Source organism: Streptomyces rectiverticillatus (assembly GCF_013394065.1).
Taxonomy (GTDB): domain Bacteria; phylum Actinomycetota; class Actinomycetes; order Streptomycetales; family Streptomycetaceae; genus Streptomyces; species Streptomyces rectiverticillatus.
The window spans coordinates 1,217,496-1,234,276 of sequence record NZ_CP040752.1 but is presented as its reverse complement, the minus strand read 5'-3'; the positions used below and the strand labels follow the sequence as shown (position 1 = coordinate 1,234,276).

The window sequence follows — 16,781 nt, the reverse complement described above, 5'->3', positions numbered from 1 at the left end:
ACCCCTTGAACAGTTGGACGGCCGCTCACGACACAGTGATGGGTTCGCTGGAGCAGCACAAAAGGCTGTAAGTGTCTGAAGCTTGCCTGGTCGAGTTCCCGCTGAATCCCCCCGCTCAGAGTGTCTGTGGGTCGGTTGTGGGCGGGGCGCTCCGTGAGGTGGTGCAGGCCGGGCGTTCGACTTTCATTTGCTGGTGCTGCCGAAGGCGTCGAGCAGGAAGTAGTGGTGATCACGATGGACGGTCGTGCTGTTGGCCGGCAGGTTCGGGGGATGCTGGGCACGGGTGTGCCGCTCGGAGACGGTGCTCGCAGGTGGCTGGAGAGCTGCTTCGGCACCGGCCTCGGCGCGGTGCGGGTCCATACCGGGCCCGATGCGGACGGGCTGGCCCGATACTTCGGTGCGGACGCATTCACGGTGGGCGCGGATGTGTTCTTCCGCGCCGGGCGGCTGAATTCCGGCCGTGCAGCTGGGCAAGTGCTGCTGGCGCACGAGGTGGCGCATGCCGTACACCAGGCTGCCGCTGACCCCGCTGTGGGCCCGGACCGTGTGGTCGAGGCCCACAGCATTGAGGAGTACGCCGCTGACCATGCCGCAGCCCTCGCAGTACGCGGCCAAGCGGTGCCCGGTCCTGTCGCTCCGGCGCGGCGGCCGTCGCACGAGGCTGCGTTGGTGGTGGCCTGTCACTCCTCCTGGGAGCACCGCATGCTGGGCGAGTGCAACACTGACTCGCTGGACATCGTGGCCAAGGCGCTGCAGGGAAAGAAGAAGGAGGATAAATCCGGTGAGTATCTGAAAAAGCTGCGCCAGTACCTGTTGCTGTGGGAGACCGACCCGGAGAGCGTCACCGAGGAGCAGATCAAGAAGCACATGCCGGATCTGCGGCTATTGAGGCTGAAGACCAGCGGCCTGTTGGTCACCTACGGCGAGCTCAACACTCTGGCCGACTATCTCCCCGAGCCAATCACCCTGGACGCCCAGCCCAAGAAAATCCTGCTGCCGATCCTGCAGAGTGTGCGCCAGGAGACCTACAACAAGATCGGCGCGAAGTGGCTGCTGGACGACGAGTCCAGCAAGAAGAACTTCAAGGGCTCCATCGCCAACTGGCAGTGGGGCGGTTTTTTCCAGCTGATCCTGGAGACCAAACGTCTGAACGACCTGACGAAGAACGTGGGCACGAACGGCAAGGACCACTACTACGGTCTTTTGGCCCGCAACGCCTGCCACTTCGCCCCGTACTCCTGGCACCGCTGGTACCAGTACCACATGATCGCCCGTGATTATGCGAAAAAATTCTGGGCACAGGAGGGCCCGTGGGGGGAACATCTGCACCATGCCTGGCTTTACGCCGGCTATGCAGACCACTTCCTGCAGGACTCATTCGCTGCCGGCCACCTGATCAACAAGACCATGGTGATGCAGTGGTTCGTCGACTGGGTGAAGGATAAGCGCATCGCGGTCCATGATTGGGAACAGGTCAAGCTGATGACTGCCATCCAGCAGCCTAGGCTCGCCCCGCAGGCGATGTACGACCACAGCAAGCACTGGCCCTACCTGGGTGTGGTCAAGGATCCCGAGACGGCCCAGGAAAAAACCACCAAATCGGAGCGCCAGGAAGCCTCCGGACTCACCGTAGCCTCGGGCGCCGAAACCGACACCGTTTACGGGAACTACCTCGCTTTCCTGGCCAACGCCGTAGTCCAGGGTTCCACCGCTGTCATCCACGACCACCTCAATGCAAAGTCTCTGTGGGTGTCCTCCACGGCCGACACCGAGCCGTATCAGGTCTGGGGCGACGACACCATGCTCACCAGCGGGGACGGGGTCCGTATCGCCAGCAAGACCGCGCAAGAAATGTCGCAGCAGGCTATCGACAACATCCGCGCCACCGGCAATGACGGTGGCATCACCCCCCAAAAGATCCGCGACCGCCTCCCCATCAAGGTCGGCGACACCAGCAGCGGCCTTATGGACCTGGACGTCTGGCACGCCACCTTGCAGAGGGATGCCTACGGGCAACTTTTCGGCAGTGCGTGGGCCCGAACCAAGTACGCCGCTGTCTATGCCGCCCCAGGCCGCCTCGGCAAAGTCTCCGTCGACGACAACTACACCAACTGAACCCCTCCGCATCGGCGAACAGGCACGGAAGGAACCCCGCACCATGTGGCAGTTCGGCACCCTCACCAACGACTCCGACGACTACGTCTGGATCTCCTGCCCCGTCCAGGCCCGCACCACCGCCACCGCCCAGGACGCCGCCCTCGACCTCACCCTCGCCGAAATCAGCATCGGCCACACCGGCACCCTCTACCTCAAAGCCGACGACACCACCGCCCCCGGCACCAGCACCGTCAGCATCACCGGTGGTTTCACCCAATCCCCCGCCCGATGGACCACCTCCACCCCCGCCACTCTCGACATCCATATCCACCGAGACTGCAGCTTTACCCTCACCGACCACGCCACCGGCAACCAAATCGCCACCGACACCCTCAAAGACCCCATCGAACTCGGCCACGAAGCTGCGCTCCGCCTCGGCAGCCTCCCGCCCGACGCATAACCGAAGCAGCCGGCCGGAACATCCCGACCGAAACAACAAAGCCAAGAGACAAGGAAACAGTCATGCCTGTTGTCACCAACATGATGCTTCTCGAAAACGACACGCGCCCCGCCGAAGGGTGGACCAGGTGCACGCAGGAAATGGGCCCAGGAGGAACCTGCACTGTCGTCACGAGGCTTTACACCGCATATGAACAGAACGGTTCATTCGCCCCCATTACCGACTTTGCGGTCAACATGGAAAGCGAATCGTTCCCAAGCGGCTGGACGTTCGTCGGCTGTACAGACGGCACCATGTCTCCGCCTACCGTTAGGTTTGCTTTCACACGTGCCGCTAACATGCGCTGGTCCTCAATCGAGGAGATGAGCGTCCAGGCCTGGGATAAAGGCTCAGACCCGCCCTCTCTTCCCGCTGACTGGGAACTTGTGTGGCCCTGGGCCAACGGCGGCACGGAGGGTACGTATCATCCAGCCGTCTATGGCAATCATAATGTCAAGAGTTGTTCCAAGTTCAATGTTGGCCTGGCGGTCAAGGGGAAGAAGACCAGTGCGGGCAAGGAGGCCCAGGCCGCTGCCAACGTGATCGACCTCTCAGATCTTAAGTACACCAACGAGAGCGGCAAGCAGGAATAGCCTTCCCCGCCATCGCGGACCCTGCAAAGGGGCGGCCGCGGCAACGCAGGGTTCTTAAAACCCCGCAACGCAGGGTTCTTAAAACCCTCTTACCTCTGTTCGTTATCAACTCCCCATGCACCTCTTCACCTCCTGCCGCACCGCCCGCGCCGCCGCCGTCGTGCTGGCGGCCACCCTGCCGTGCATCACCCTCGCCGGGCCCGCCCACGCCGCCGCGCCCGCGCAGACGGTCCGCGTGCACGGCCAGTCCGTGGACCTCCCCGTCCGCGGCGGCACCGCCACCGTCGACACCGCCACCCTGCGCGTCACCGCCCGCACGGCCGCGGGCGGCACCGTGGAGCTCTCCGCACCGGCCGCGACCGCCCCCGGCGCCCCGGGCGCCGTCACCGCCACCGCGGACGGCGCCCGCTGGACGTACCCCGGCACCGGCCTGGAGGTCACCGCCCGCGCCGACAAGGGCCGGCTCCTCGTCGGCTTCCGCTCCACCGGCGCCGCCGACCGCACCCTGAAGTGGCCCGTCACGGGCGCCGGTTCCGCCGCCTCCGCCCTGCAGCTGCCGCGCGGCGAAGGGCTGTCGATCCCCGCCCGGGACACCTTCTGGAACTCGCCCGCGGCCAAGCTCGCCGGCAGCGAGATCGCCATGGACTCCGGCCTCTCGCTGCCCCTGTGGGGCTGGTCCGCGGGCCGGACCGGCGTCAGCTACCTCGTCCCCACCGACATCGGCACCACGCTCGGCGTGACCTCCGAGCAGGGCGCGCTGCGCGCCACCGCCGCCCACGCGTTCTCCCGCGGCGAGGACACCACCGACTACACCGTCGCCTTCAGCCTCACCGACGGCTCCCCGGTCGCCCCCGCCCTCGACTACCGCGCCTGGCTGAAGGAGCACGGGCGGCTCGGCAGCCTCAAGCGCAAGATCGCGGCCGTCCCCGCGAACGAGAAGCTGCTCGGTGCCTTCCACGCCTACACCTGGGGCCCGGCCCGCACCGCCGACGGCGTCCGCAAGCTGCGGGCGCTCGGCGTGGACCGCATGTGGCTCGGCTACGACGCCGACGACCAGCCCATGACCCCGGCCGCCGTCAAGGCCGCCAAGGAGGCCGGCTACCTCGTCGGCCCCTACGACTCCTTCGCCAACGGCCAGGACCCGCAGAAGTCCGACGCGCCCACCTCCGTCTGGCCGGACGAGGTCTACCCCGGCTTCTGCGTCCGGCGGGCCGACGGCTCGCCCGAGCCCGGCTTCCACGACCGCGGCTGCTACCTCAGCACCGAGGCGTTCGAGAAGGCCGAGCCCACCCGCCACTACCTCGCCGACCGCACGCGCAAGATGACCGCCAACGGCGCCGACAGCTACTTCCTCGACGTCGACGCGGCCGGCGAGCTCTACCGCGACCACAGCGCGGCCCACCCCCAGACCAAGGCCCGCGACCGCGCGGGCCGCCTCGCCCGCATGAAGCGCCTCGCCGACGGCGACCGCCTCGCCCTCGGCTCCGAGTCCGCCGGCGCCTGGGCCAACGAGGTCCTCTCCTACGACCACGGCTCCGGCACTCCCGTCCACGACGGCCTGTGGGAGGCCCAGCGCGACAAGGCGAAGTGGGGCGGCTACACCCCCGCCAAGGCACCCGGCGTCTTCTTCAAGCCCGCCGAGCTCCCGGCCGCCGTCGCCAAGGCCATGTACGACCCCGCCTACCGCGTCCCGCTGTACGAGACGGCCCTGCACGACTCCCTCGTCAACGCCGAGCGCTGGGAGCTCTCCTACGACAAGCTGCCGCAGCAGAAGACCGACCGCGCCCTGCTGGCGATGCTCTACAACACCCCGCTCAACTTCGTCATCAGCGGCGACTCCCTGGAGAAGCAGGGCAGCGAGCTCGCCGCCCTGCAGAAGTACTTCTCGCCCCTGCACAAGGCGGCCGGCACCGAGCCCATGACGGACTTCCGCACCCTCACCGGCGACCGCACCGTCCAGCGCACCGCCTTCGGCGACGGCACCCTCACCGTCACCGCCAACTTCGGCACGAAGGCGTACGAGGGCCTGCCCGGCGGCTGCGTCGACGCGAAGCTGAAGGGCGACAAGAAGCCGCGGCGCCTCTGCCCCGCCACCGTGAACGTCAACCCGTAGTACCGAGGGCCAGCACGGCCTCCACCGTGTCGGCCTCCTCCGCCCGCTTGTCCTCCCGGTACCGCACCACGCGCGCGAACCGCAGCGTCACCCCCGCCGGGTACCGGGAGGACCGCTGGAGACCGTCGAAGGCGACCTCCACCACCAGCTCCGGCCGCACGGTCACCACGAAGCCGTCGTCGCTGACGGCCAGCCCCCGCAGCCGCTCCGTCTGCCACGCCAGCATCGCGTCCGTCATGCCCTTGAACGTCTTGCCCAGCATCGCGAACGAGCCGTCCGGCCGCCGCGCCCCCAGGTGGAGGTTCGACAGCTTCCCCGTACGCCGCCCGTGACCCCGCTCCACCGCCAGCACCACCAGGTCCAGCGTGTGCACCGGCTTCACCTTCAGCCACGCGGCGCCCCGGCGGCCCGCCGTGTACGGCGCGTTCAGCGCCTTGACGACCACGCCCTCGTGGCCGCGCCGCAGCACCGCCTCCGCGAAGTCCCGTGCCGCGGCGCGCGCTGCGGCCTCCGCCGGGTCCGCGACCACCAGGCGCTGCACCCGCATCGGCCCCGGCACCACCCGCGCCAGCTCGGCGTGGCGCTCCGCCACCGGCAGCGCCAGCAGATCACGGCCGTCCACGGCCAGCAGGTCGAAGAACACCGGGGACAGGGGCACCGTGACCGCGGCCCCGGCCACGTCCAGCCGCGAACCCACCCGGCCCGCCGTCTCCTGGAACGGGCGCGGCCGCCCCTGCGCGTCCAGGGCGATCACCTCACCGTCCAGCACCGCGGAGGCCGCCGGCAGCTCCCGCGCCACGCGGCACAGCTCGGGGAGCCGCTCGGTGATCTCCTCCAGCTTGCGCGTCCAGATCCGCACCTCGTCGCCCGCGCGGTGCACCTGCACCCGGATCCCGTCGAGCTTCTCCTCGACGGCGCACGGCCCGAGCCGGTCCAGCGCCTCCTCGACGTCCTTGGCGGTGTGCGCCAGCATCGGCAGCACCGGGCGGCCCACCTCCAGCCGGAAGTCCGCCAGTGCCGCCGGGCCCCGGGCCAGCAGCTCGCGCGCGACCGCCGCCAGGGAGCCGCCCAGCATCACGGCGCGGCGCACCTCTGCGGGGTCCGCGCCGGCGGCGGCCGCGAGCCCCTCGGCCGCGAGCGCGTCGAGAGCGCCCTGCCGCAGCTCCCCGCCGAGCAGCCCCCGCAGGAAGCGCTGCTCCTCTTCCGTGGCCGCGCCCATCAGTGCGTCCACGCGGCGCTTGCGTTCGGCCTGCGCGCCCTTGCCGGCCACGGCGGCGATCCCGTCGACCGCCCGGTCGACCTCCGCGACGGTCAGCGTGGGCGCGCCCGCCGGGGCCGGGGAGGAGCGCAGCACGCTCCAGCCGATGCCGACCCTGCCCTGCGGCAGCCGCCCCGACAGATAGGTCAGGGCGACGGGTGCCTCCCGCGGGTCCGCGCCGCGGAAGAGGCCGGCCAGCAGGGCGGTCTTCTCCGACCGCGCGGTGGTCGCGGCCACCGCGGCTGACACGCGGGCGACATCGGCCAGGAGCATGCCTTCATCGTGCAACGGGTGTGCCCGTCGCGCAGTCCGGCTCAGCCCTGCTGCCGCTCCCAGAACCCGCAGTGGTGCTCGTTGCTCAGGCGGACCTGCCGGATGCCGTCCGCGCCCGGCGCGAGGGACTGCGTCAGCCCCCGGTCCCGGAGGGCGGGCCAGTGCGGGGCACCGGAGGTGTTCGGGTCGCCCGTGCGGGCGAAGTGCGTCCAGTAGTCGACCATCCGGTCCGACAGGACGCGCTGCGCGCTGTTCAGCTCCCGCTGGGTCGGGAAGGGGCTGAACAGGTAGGGCAGTTCGAAGGCGTGCGAGGCCCCGTAGGAGAAGCCGGGCACCACGGGAAGGCCGTCCAGGGCGGGCGCGTCACGGTCGGCGAACTCGTAGGCGTACGTCGGCACCCGCCCGGCCAGCGCGCGGTCGGCCCGGACCGCCGAACAGACGAAGGTGGTGTCGGTGATCACCGCGGACCAGGCCAGCGCCGGAGTGGAGTAGTTCGCCAGTGGGTACTCCGCCTCGACGGCGCCTGCGGCGGAGCCGAAGGAGTCCGCCAGGCGGGCCCGGTAGTCCCGCTCGTCCCGCAGGGGGAACTGCTCCAGGGTCAGGCCGACGAACAGGCGCATCTCGTCGAGGTTCGTGCCCTGGATCACCGGCACCCGGTGGAAGCGGCCGGCGGTCAGTGCACGCTCCGGCTCAGCGGGCAGCAGGGCGTTGCCGTAGACCGGCTTGCTGAACGCCTGCGCCAGCTCGGGCGTCGCCAGCTTCTCGGCGCTCAGCCCGCGCAGGCAGTCCAGTGCCCCGGACCCCTGCGGGCAGCCGAGCCGCCCGGCCGCGTCGGCACCCGCGTCCTGGAGGGTCCTCTGCGGCACGAAGAACCCGGAGCCGGGCGTGCCCGGAGCGACGGCGCCGCGGGGGAAGGACGTCATGCACGAACCGCTCTGCAGGACCGCCTTGTGGAAGAGGCCGGCCGCCGTGGGCGAGGTGAGCTGGGCACAGGTGCTGATGGCCCCGGCCGACTCGCCGAACAGGGTCACGTTGTGCGGGTCGCCCCCGAAGCGGGCGGCGTTGGCCTGCACCCAGCGCAGGGCGGCCTGCTGGTCGGCGAGGCCGAAGGCGGGCGCGTCCCCGAGCTCGGGGTGGCCGAAGAAGCCGAAAGCGCCCAGCCGGTAGTTGATGGTGACGACGACGGCGTCGCCGCGCGCGGCCAGCCGCCCGGTGGGGTAATCGCCGGCCGTGCCGCCGACGAACCCGCCGCCGTGCACCCACACCATGACGGGCCTGCCGTGGCCGGGCGCCCGGCCCGTCGGCGTGGTGACGTTGAGATACAGGCAGTCCTCCGAGCCGGTGGCGGGCCCGGTGCCGAACGTCGGCGTCTGCAGGCACTGGGAGCCGGGCCTCCCCGCGTCCCGTACGCCCTTCCACGGCCGGGCCGGCTGCGGAGCCCGCCAGCGCAGCGGGCCGGTCGGCGGTGCGGCGAAGGGGATGCCCTCGTACGTGGCGTACGTGCCATGCGCTCTGCCGCGCACCTGGCCGTGGTCCGTGCCGACGACGGGCCGGTCCGGCGTGCCGGGTTCCCGACCCGGTGGCGCGGCGGCGGCGACGGAGGTGACGGAGGTGACGGACAGCAGGGCCAGGAGCAGGGCGAGGAGAGCCCCGCCCCGGCGGCGGGGGAGCCGGACATGCTGCATGCGTATGTCCTTTCGGCAGGCGGGCGCGTGGTCGGCCCGGGCACCCGGGTAGTACCCACCCCGCACCACGGGTATCTCCGCCGCCCGCCATTACCTGGCGTCACGTCATGGCCGTGGCCCGACGACCTCCGTTCCCGCGGTGACGGTGATGGCCGCCGCGGGGCAGGAGTCCGCCGCGTCCAGCACCGCCTCGTCGGGCTCCGTCGCCCCTCTCAAGGGCCGGGAGCGTTCGCCGTCCAGCGCGAACAGCCCCGGCGCCAGGGCCGCGCAGATCCCCGAGCCGAGGCACGCGCCCCGGTCCACCGCCACCCGCCACGCCGCCGTGCCGTCCGCCGTGGCCTCCGCCGGGTCCGTCACCGGGCTCACCACCCCACCGGCATCGAGCGCGGCCCGCGGACCAGCATCCCCGTCTTCCAGACGATGTCGCCGGCCGGCCGGAGCCCGGGCAGCCGCAGGATCAGCGCCCGCAGCGCCTCCTGGAGCTCCAGCCGGGCCAGCGGGGCACCGAGGCAGTGGTGCACGCCATGGCCGAAGCCCAGGTGCTGGTTGGCCTCCCGGCCGATGTCGAGGGCCTCGGGGTCGGCGAACCGCCGGGCGTCGCGGTTGGCCGCGCCGACGGACACCAGGACCGCGTCGCCCTTGCGCACGAGCGTGCCGCCCACCTCGACGTCCTCCAGCGCGTAGCGGGCGAACGACGCCCCCGCGCCCAGCGGGACGAAGCGCATGAGCTCCTCGACGGTGCCCGGCAGGAGGGCCGGGTCGGCGTGCAGCCGCTCCAGCACTGCGGGGTGGTCGAAGAGGGTGAGCACGAAGTTGGGGACCTGCGTCGCGGTGGTCTCGTGGCCGGCGACGAGGATGCCCACGCACAGCTCGATCAGCTCGCTCTCGGAGAGCCGGTCGCCCACGTCGCGCGCCTCGATCAGGGCGGTCATCAGGTCGTCGGCGGGCCGGGCGCGGTGCTCCTCGACGAGCCCGGCCATGTAGGCCCGCAGCTCGTCCCGGTTCACCGTCTTCTCCTCGGCGCTCAGCGAACTGGTCGACAGTGCGGCGTCGCTCCATTTACGGAAGCGCGGCCGGTCCTCCTCCGGCACCCCGAGCAGCCGGCAGATCACGGCGACGGGGATCGGCAGCGCGTAGTCCTCCACCAGGTCGGCGGGCGGGCCCGCCGCGACCATCGCGTCCACCAGGCTCTCGGCGAGGGCACGCACGTCCGGGCGCAGGTTCTCGACCCGAGGGGTGGTGAACGCCTTCGTCACCAGGGTCCGCAGCCGCGTGTGGTCCGGCGGGTCCATGCTCAGCAGACCGGTGTCGCGCGGCCCGTCGCCCATGCGTGGCTGGTCGTGGTGGGCGCTCTCGGCCCGGCTGAACCGCCGGTCGCCGAGGACGAGCCGGGCGTCGGCGTAGCGGGTGACGAGCCAGGCGGGCTCGCCGTACTCCATGCGGACGCGCAGCAGCCCCTCACTGCGGCGCGCCTGTGCGTACTTCCCGGACAGGGCCAGTCCGGTGGGGTCGTTGAAGGGATAGGCAGTGGGCTCGTCGTGGGTGATGGACATCCGCGCGCCTCTTTCCTGAGTGTCCCTGCTTACAGGCAAGCGTCGGCAGAGATGGGTGCCTCGGTCAACAAGGCGTGAACCCTCGCGCCGCCCGGATTCACTCCGCCTGCACCCGCGCGGCCCGGGCCCGGCCCGCGCTGTCGCTGATGCGGATCAGCAGCGCCACCATCAGCCAGTTGGCGACGAGCGAGGAGCCGCTCTTGGCGAGGAACGGCAGCGCCTTGCCGGTCAGCGGGATCAGGCCCATCACCCCGCCCGCCACTACGAAGACCTGTAGCGCCAGGGCCGCCGCGAGCCCGACGGCCAGCAGCTTCCCGAAGGGGTCGCGCGCGGCCACCGCGGTGCTCAGGCCGCGCTGGGCCAGCAGCGCGTAGAGCACGAGGACGACCATCGTGCCGGCCAGGCCCAGCTCCTCGCCGACGGTGGTGAGAATGAAGTCGCTGCGGCCGGCGAAGCCGATCAGCTCGGGGTGGCCCCGGCCCAGCCCGGTGCCGCTGATCCCGCCGCTGCCGAAGCCGAACAGCGCCTTGGCGAGCTGGTCCGATCCCGCCTGCTGGCTGTGCAGCGCCTCGAACGGGTGCTGCCAGGCGTCGATCCGGCCCTTGACGTGCGGCTCCGCGGAGCCGACCACGACGGCGCCCGCCGACGCCATCAGCAGGCCGCACAGCACCCAGCTGAACCGCTCGGTGGCCGCGTACAGCATCACCACGAACAGCCCGAAGAAGATCAGCGAGGTGCCCAGGTCCCGCTCGAAGACCAGGACCAGCAGGCTCAGCACCCACACCGCCAGGATCGGCGCGAGCTGCCGGCCCGGTGGCAGCCGTACGCCCAGCACCTTGCGGCCCGTGAGGGCCAGCGCGTTGCGGTGGATGACCAGGTAGCCCGCGAAGAACACCGTGATCATGGTCTTGACGAACTCGCCCGGCTGGAACGACAGCGAGCCGAGGTAGATCCACCGCTTGGCGCCGTAGGTGTCGTCGGGGAAGAACGCCGGGGCCATCAGCAGCACCAGCGCCACGGCCATCGTCAGGTAGATGTACCGCTGGAGCCGGCGGTGGTCCTTCAGCGCGACGAGCACGCCCACGCACAGGCCCACGCCGATGACCGTCCACATCAGCTGGTTGGAGGCCGTCGGGGCCGAGGAGTAGCGCTCGCCGTAGGAGAAGTCCAGCCGGTACAGCAGCACCAGGCCGATCCCGGACAGCAGGACGGCCAGGGGGAGGATCAGCGGATCGGCGTACGGGGCCCAGCGGCGCACGGCCAGGTGCGGCACCAGCGCCAGGCAGGCCGTCGCGCCCGCGAACCCGGCGAAGCCGCCGGGTATCCGGTCGGTCGTCGCCAGGCCGGTGTACGCGTAGCCGAAACAGCTGATCAGGACGGCCAGGCCGAGCAGCAGCGCCTCCCGGTTGCGCCGTGCCGCGGCGGACGGGGCCCGCGCCTGCGCACGGTGCTCGTCACGGCCATAGAGGTGCACGGAATCCACGGTCACAACGATCACTATCGTCGGCCCCGCCTGAAGGAATCCTGAGATTCCTGAGCGAACCTTCAGGAATCGGATGTTCCGGAACCAAGCCCTCCGGAATTGGATCCTCCGGAACCGGCCCGTCCGGGCGGTGCGCCCCCGGGCAGCGGGAACCACGCCACCAGGCGCGCCCCCTTCCTGCCCGGCGCCACGTCGAGGCCCCCGCCGTGGGCGCACGCGATCTCCCGGGCGATGGCCAGCCCCAGCCCGCTGCCGCCGCTCTCCCTGGCCCGCGCGGAGTCCAGCCGGACGAAGCGCTCGAAGACGCGCTCGCGCTCCTCCTCCGGGATCCCCGGCCCGTCGTCGGACACCTCCAGCACCGCCCGCCCCGCGGCCTCGTCGAGCGACGCCGTGATGACCACGCGCGAGGCGGCGTGCCGCAGCGCGTTGTCGACCAGGTTCGCCAGCAGGCGCTCCAGCTGCCCCGTCCGGCCGCGCAACGGCACCGGAGCCGCGGCGCGCACCGCCAGCGGCACCCGGGGCGCCGGGCGCCGGGCCGCCTCCTCGGCCGCCAGCAGCGCGAGGTCCGCGGGCTCCCCGGCGGCCATCGGCGCCCGCGCGTCGAAGCGGGCCAGGAGCAGCAGGTCCGCCGCCACGTGCTGCAGCCGCACGGTGTCCGCAAGCGCCGCCCGCACGCCCTCGGGCGACGGCCCGCCGGGCGCGGCCAGCACCACCTCCAGCCGGGAGCGCACCGCGGCCACGGGGTTGCGCAGCTCGTGCGAGGCATCGGCGACGAACTGCCGCTGCCGGCCCACCGCGAGCTCCAGCCGGTCCAGCGTCGCGTTGACCGTACGGGCCAGCTGCGCCACCTCGTCGCCGGCCGCCGGCACCGGAACCCGCCGGTCCAGCGCGCTCGCGGTGACGGCCGCCAGCTCCGTACGGATCGTGGTCACCGGCCGCAGCGCCGTCCCCGTCACCGCCCAGGCGATGGCCGCGGCCAGGCCGATCAGCGGCGGGGCGCCCGCGAGGAGGCCGAGCGCGATCGCGTGCGTGGCGCCGTCGACGTCGTTGAGCACCGTCAGCGCGTAGACGTACCGCTCCTGCCGCTCCCCGCCCGGCCCCGGCGGCGCCGCGGCCCGCACCACCACGACGTCGCCGCGGTCGCCGCCCGCCGCCGGGGCGCCGGACAGGATGCGGTGGGCCGCGTCGCGCCCGGCCTCCGGGCGCAGCGGGGCGACCTCGCGCGCGAGCGCCTCCGCCGACGGCCGCGTGGTGGCGACCACCGCCCCGTGCGCGTCGAGGACGAGCACGACGTCCACGCCCGTGCGGGGCGAGGCCAGCAGCGAGGGCAGCTCGCCGGCGTCCGCCTGCGCGGCCACCTCGCGGGCGGCCAGCTCGGTGCGGCCGGTCGTGGTGTCCAGCAGGTTGGCGCGCAGCACCGTGTACAGCCAGGTGCCGCCCACGCCGAGCACCACCGCCATCGCCAGGGCCGCCGCGGCCGCGCACCTGCCCCGCAGCGTGCGCGGCCGCATGCGCGGCAGCCTCAGGCGGCGCGCAGCGGTCACGGGCCGCCGCCGTCCGCGGCGATGCGGTAGCCGGTGCCGTGCACGGTCACGATCGTGTGCCGGCCGAACGGTGCGTCGATCTTCCTGCGCAGCGAGGAGACGTACACCTCCACGATGTTCGGGTCGGTGTCGCCGGGGAAGTCCCAGACCTCGTCGAGGATGTCGCGCTTGGCCACCGCCTGCCCCGCGTTCGCCATCAGGTACTGCAGGACGGACAGCTCGCGCGCGGTCAGCTCGATCTCCGCGTCGCCGCGCAGGCAGCGCCGCGCCGCGGGGTCCAGCACCAGGTCCCCGGCGCGCAGCGGGGGAGTGCCCCCGCCGCCCCGGCGGCGGCCCAGCGCACGCAGCCGGGCGAGCAGCACCACGAACGAGAACGGCTTCGACAGGTAGTCGTCGGCCCCCGCGTCGAGCCCCTCCGCCTCGTCGTACTCGCCGTCCTTGGCGGTCAGCATCAGCACCGGCGTCCACTGGCCGAGCCCGCGCAGCCGCCGGCAGATCTCGTAGCCGTCCGGGCCCGGCAGCATCACGTCGAGGACGATCACGTCGTATACGCCGGTGAGCGCCGCCTCCAGGCCGCGGTGGCCGTCGTGGACGGCGTCCACCAGGTGGCCCTCCGCGGACAGCCCCTGCCGCAGGGAATCGGCCAGCCCCGTCTCGTCCTCGACTATCAGAATGCGCACGCCCCAAGCGTCACATATGCCACGAGAAGCACTTGCGGCGTGCCCTGCCGGGCTCGCGCGTGATGTCCCGCACACTCGAAGACATGGCCGTAACCGCCTGATGACCGCCGGGTTGACCCGGGGGAGAGCACGCAGCAACGCACCCCGCCACAGGACGGAGCAGTGGTACATCCATGAGCAAACGCCAGAAGGGCCGCAGGCACCGCAGGGTCAACCGCACTCCGCGCCCGATCGGCGCGGCCGTCCGCCGCCGTTCCCCGGCCGCGGCCCCACAGCCGGCCGTCGCGCACACGGCCGCGCAGCCCGCCGCGTCGGCCGCCCGGCAGCCGGTGGTGCCGAAGGCGCCGGAGCAGCCCCTGGAGCAGGTGGCGGCCCGGCAGGCCGTCATGCTGGAGCGCGCCGCCCCGCCGGCCGCCGCCCCCGTGCTCGGCCGGCACACCGCGCGTACGTGGGAGAGCCTGCGGACGTACGGCACCGCCGGGGCGTCCCTGGAGGAGCTCTGCGCGGCGGCCGGATATCAGCCGCGCACCGTCACCAAGCACGTCCAGGGCCTCGCGGACCAGGGCCTGGCCGAACTCCGCGCCGACCGCTGGTACGCCCGCGAGCCGGCCGGCGCGCTGGCGGCCCGTTAGCACCGCGCCGGACTGCCGCACCGTCGGCACCGCCGGCACCGCCGGTCTCCACGACTGCGGTTGCCCGCCGCAGCAACGGCCGAAAGGGTGCGGCGCACCCTCTCACTGCGCCGCTGCGACGACCGGCCGCGGCGCCGGTGCCTGCGGCCCGCTGCGGCGGGGAAATCTCCCGGCCGCAGCGGCGCGTGACCACGGCGGCGAGGGTCCGGCCGCATCGCAACGGCGGCGTCCTCGTCCCCGTCCGGGTCGACCCGGACGGGGCTAGCGCCACCGGGGGCCGCCCCGGCCGCCGGCGTCGTCGTCCGCCAGACGGCGGTCCAGCGCGGCGAGAACCGCCTCGTGCCGGGCCAGGGCATCGGCCGCGCGCTCCAGTGAGCGCGCGGCCGTCTCGGCGCGGTCCGCATGGGCGATCATCCGTTTGTGCAGGGCCGCGCCCTCCGCGCCGAGCGAGGCCACCTCCTCGGCGCTCGACCGCAGCCGGGCCGCCTGCTCCCGCAGCGAGCAGGCCTGCGCCCGGACGGGCCGCGACCAGGGCGCGTGCTCCGCGCCGGCGCCCATCACCGGATCCCCCCGGGCCGCAGCATCCGCCAGGGCGCGAACGCGTTGCGCACCCCCCGCAGCGCCGGGGCGAGCTCCGGGTGGTGGCGCATCAGCACGTCGGTCATGCCGGTGCGGTCGATCCACTCCATGCCCTCGGGGGTGTAGACCTCCGGGCGGTAGTCCCGGGTGAAGAAGCGGTCGCTCTTCAGCCGCCGGGACGCCATCAGGACGAACACCCGGAACGCCGTGTCGCTGAACGCGAACCCCCGCGGCCGCTGTTCGGCGTACATGCCGACCATGGTGTCGACGCGGTCCAGCCGGCCGTCGTAGACCTCGCGCAGCTCGGCCGCGAGCCCCACGTCACCACCCGTCAGCTCCTCGAAGCCGGAGACCGGCGGGCGATGCAGCGCCGCCCGCAGCGCGGTGTAGCGGGGGACGCCCCGCTCCCGGTCGCGCAGGATGTCCACCGCGCCGACGTCCACCCGTTCGCCGGAGATCCGCGCGAGGTCGCGCAGGCTGTCGGGGTGGTTGTGCAGGGTGATGTCACCGGGGTTCATCACGCCGAAGGAGTACAGAAGGTCGGCGAGGCCGTACTTGTCCACCGCGGGCCGGGTGGCCAGCGCCTGCAGCTCGTCGAAGCCCGTCCGCTCGATCAGCGCGCCCGTGCGGTGCGAGTGGATCGCGTACTCGTCGCGGATGAGGGGGTGCAGCCGGTAGGCGGCGACGAACTCCTCGGTCATCGAATACGGCGCGGTGTGGTGGTCCGTAGGGGAGCCGGGGATGCCGAAGAGCGACTCGCCGGTGCCGAACCGGCCGACCCGGCGCCGCACCCGGGTGGGCAGGACGCCGTACCAGTTCATGTGCATGGCCGCCCGGGTGACGGGGTGGGAGACCACCCCCGGGGTCCACTCCACGGTGTGGATCTTCGCCATGACGGCGGCGTTCACGAGCCGGGCCGTCTGGAAGAGCCGCTCGTCCCCCCACGTGGGATGGGCGGCGGCGATCCTGTCGCAGATGGCGTTGTGCTCCTTGGCGAAGAGCGTGTGCAGCAGGGACAGCCCGACCCAGTAGTTGTCGTTGAAGCCCGTGAGGTCGATGCCGGACAGCCCCGGCGCCGTCTCGTCGGGCAGCCGTCCGTCCCTCAGGGCGAGCTTGCCCCGCTCGCCCGTGCGCAGGGCCCGGCAGCGCTCCTCGCTCGAACCGTAGAGCTGGGAGCCGTCCCACCAGTGGCTGACGGTGTTCTCGTACGTGGGCGGGTGCGCCGGGCCGGTGGAGCCGGGGCGGCGGGCGGGATCGGGGCGGGAGCGGCGTACGAGCATCGGGCACTGCGGCCAGTCGTCGTCGGCGGCCAGCGGCACGTCCAGCGGGCCGTCGGCCTTGTTCTCCCCGTGGCTGAACCAGCCGTGGTTCTGGAACTGGATCCAGGCCGCGGCCAGCAGGTTCAGCCCCGTGGCCGGGCGGAAGCCGGAGCGTCGGCGCAGCAGCTGCCGGCTGACCTCCCGGGGGCTGGGCGAGAGCAGGCCGTCGTCCTCCGGCTCGGGGAAGGTCTCCGGCAGGGCGCAGTTGCGGTCGAACCGGGTGCCCGCCCGGCCCATGTCGGCATCGGCGGGGTCGTATCCCGAGCCGTCGTAGCTGCGGTGCGGGAGCAGCGCGGCGGTGGGTGTACGGGGGTGCTCCCCGCCGGCCCCGTAGGTGTCGTGCAGGTTGTGCGCCCGCAGTACTTGCCGCTGTCTCCTGAGCTCCAGCAGCGCGAGGGGGAAGGGAAGGGAGTGCCACTCGCGGCGGCGCGGTACCGGCGTCATCGACAGTTCTCCGTGAGGGTTGCAGAAGG

General features: G+C 72.4%; 14 protein-coding genes. 5 read left to right on the top strand and 9 right to left on the bottom strand.

The genetic code is table 11. The features are described from left to right. The first annotated feature begins 234 nt into the window (after positions 1-234). From FGW37_RS04935 to FGW37_RS04920, 4 genes are all read left to right on the top strand, one after another. A complete protein-coding gene (locus FGW37_RS04935; protein ID WP_246430720.1) occupies positions 235-2,115 on the top strand; it encodes an eCIS core domain-containing protein in 1,881 nt (626 codons plus the stop codon). Between the two features lie 43 nt (positions 2,116-2,158). After that, complete coding sequence (locus FGW37_RS04930) at positions 2,159-2,557, top strand: hypothetical protein (protein WP_179079936.1); 399 nt, start codon at positions 2,159-2,161, stop codon at positions 2,555-2,557. 62 nt (positions 2,558-2,619) lie between these two features. Further along, complete coding sequence (locus FGW37_RS04925) at positions 2,620-3,189, top strand: hypothetical protein (protein ID WP_179079935.1); 570 nt, start codon at positions 2,620-2,622, stop codon at positions 3,187-3,189. A gap of 115 nt (positions 3,190-3,304) precedes the next feature. Then, positions 3,305-5,302 (top strand): glycoside hydrolase, encoded by a 1,998-nt coding sequence (locus tag FGW37_RS04920; protein ID WP_179079934.1) that lies wholly within the window; start codon positions 3,305-3,307, stop codon positions 5,300-5,302. Here the strand turns inward: FGW37_RS04920 and FGW37_RS04915 are convergent. The 7 genes from FGW37_RS04915 to FGW37_RS04890 form a co-directional block, all read right to left on the bottom strand. Then, complete coding sequence (locus tag FGW37_RS04915; RefSeq protein WP_179079933.1) at positions 5,292-6,833, bottom strand: ATP-dependent DNA ligase; 1,542 nt, start codon at positions 6,831-6,833, stop codon at positions 5,292-5,294. The genes FGW37_RS04920 and FGW37_RS04915 overlap by 11 nt on opposite strands. A 41-nt stretch (positions 6,834-6,874) precedes the next feature. Next, positions 6,875-8,518 carry a carboxylesterase/lipase family protein gene (locus FGW37_RS04910; protein WP_179079932.1) on the bottom strand — a complete coding sequence of 548 codons (1,644 nt, stop codon included), beginning with the start codon at positions 8,516-8,518 and terminating at the stop codon, positions 6,875-6,877. A gap of 105 nt (positions 8,519-8,623) precedes the next feature. Further along, the gene (locus tag FGW37_RS33180) at positions 8,624-8,875 is read right to left on the bottom strand and encodes a ferredoxin (RefSeq protein ID WP_246430271.1); all 252 of its coding nucleotides are present in this window, start codon (positions 8,873-8,875) and stop codon (positions 8,624-8,626) included. A 5-nt stretch (positions 8,876-8,880) separates the two neighbouring features. Beyond that, the gene (locus FGW37_RS33175) at positions 8,881-10,071 is read right to left on the bottom strand and encodes a cytochrome P450 (protein WP_246430270.1); all 1,191 of its coding nucleotides are present in this window, start codon (positions 10,069-10,071) and stop codon (positions 8,881-8,883) included. A 97-nt stretch (positions 10,072-10,168) separates the two neighbouring features. After that, on the bottom strand, positions 10,169-11,554 hold the full coding sequence (locus tag FGW37_RS04900) for an FtsW/RodA/SpoVE family cell cycle protein (RefSeq protein ID WP_425506635.1): 1,386 nt from the start codon (positions 11,552-11,554) through the stop codon (positions 10,169-10,171). Positions 11,555-11,616: 62 nt separating this feature from the next. Beyond that, the gene (locus FGW37_RS04895; protein ID WP_179079931.1) at positions 11,617-13,065 is read right to left on the bottom strand and encodes a sensor histidine kinase; all 1,449 of its coding nucleotides are present in this window, start codon (positions 13,063-13,065) and stop codon (positions 11,617-11,619) included. Positions 13,066-13,094: 29 nt separating this feature from the next. Further along, positions 13,095-13,778 carry a response regulator transcription factor gene (locus FGW37_RS04890; protein WP_179079930.1) on the bottom strand — a complete coding sequence of 228 codons (684 nt, stop codon included), beginning with the start codon at positions 13,776-13,778 and terminating at the stop codon, positions 13,095-13,097. 173 nt (positions 13,779-13,951) lie between these two features. Here FGW37_RS04890 and FGW37_RS04885 point away from each other — a divergent pair, with 173 nt between their 5' ends. Then, positions 13,952-14,410 carry a hypothetical protein gene (locus FGW37_RS04885; protein WP_179079929.1) on the top strand — a complete coding sequence of 153 codons (459 nt, stop codon included), beginning with the start codon at positions 13,952-13,954 and terminating at the stop codon, positions 14,408-14,410. Positions 14,411-14,671: 261 nt separating this feature from the next. On the opposite strand, the gene FGW37_RS04880 is transcribed toward FGW37_RS04885, so the two are convergent. Both FGW37_RS04880 and FGW37_RS04875 read right to left on the bottom strand, forming a co-directional pair. After that, entirely contained in the window at positions 14,672-14,968 is a 297-nt protein-coding gene (locus tag FGW37_RS04880) for a hypothetical protein (RefSeq protein ID WP_179079928.1), read from the bottom strand. After that, complete coding sequence (locus FGW37_RS04875) at positions 14,968-16,752, bottom strand: peroxidase family protein (RefSeq protein WP_179079927.1); 1,785 nt, start codon at positions 16,750-16,752, stop codon at positions 14,968-14,970. Before FGW37_RS04875 ends, FGW37_RS04880 begins: the two co-directional genes overlap by 1 nt. Between the last annotated feature and the right edge of the window lie 29 nt (positions 16,753-16,781).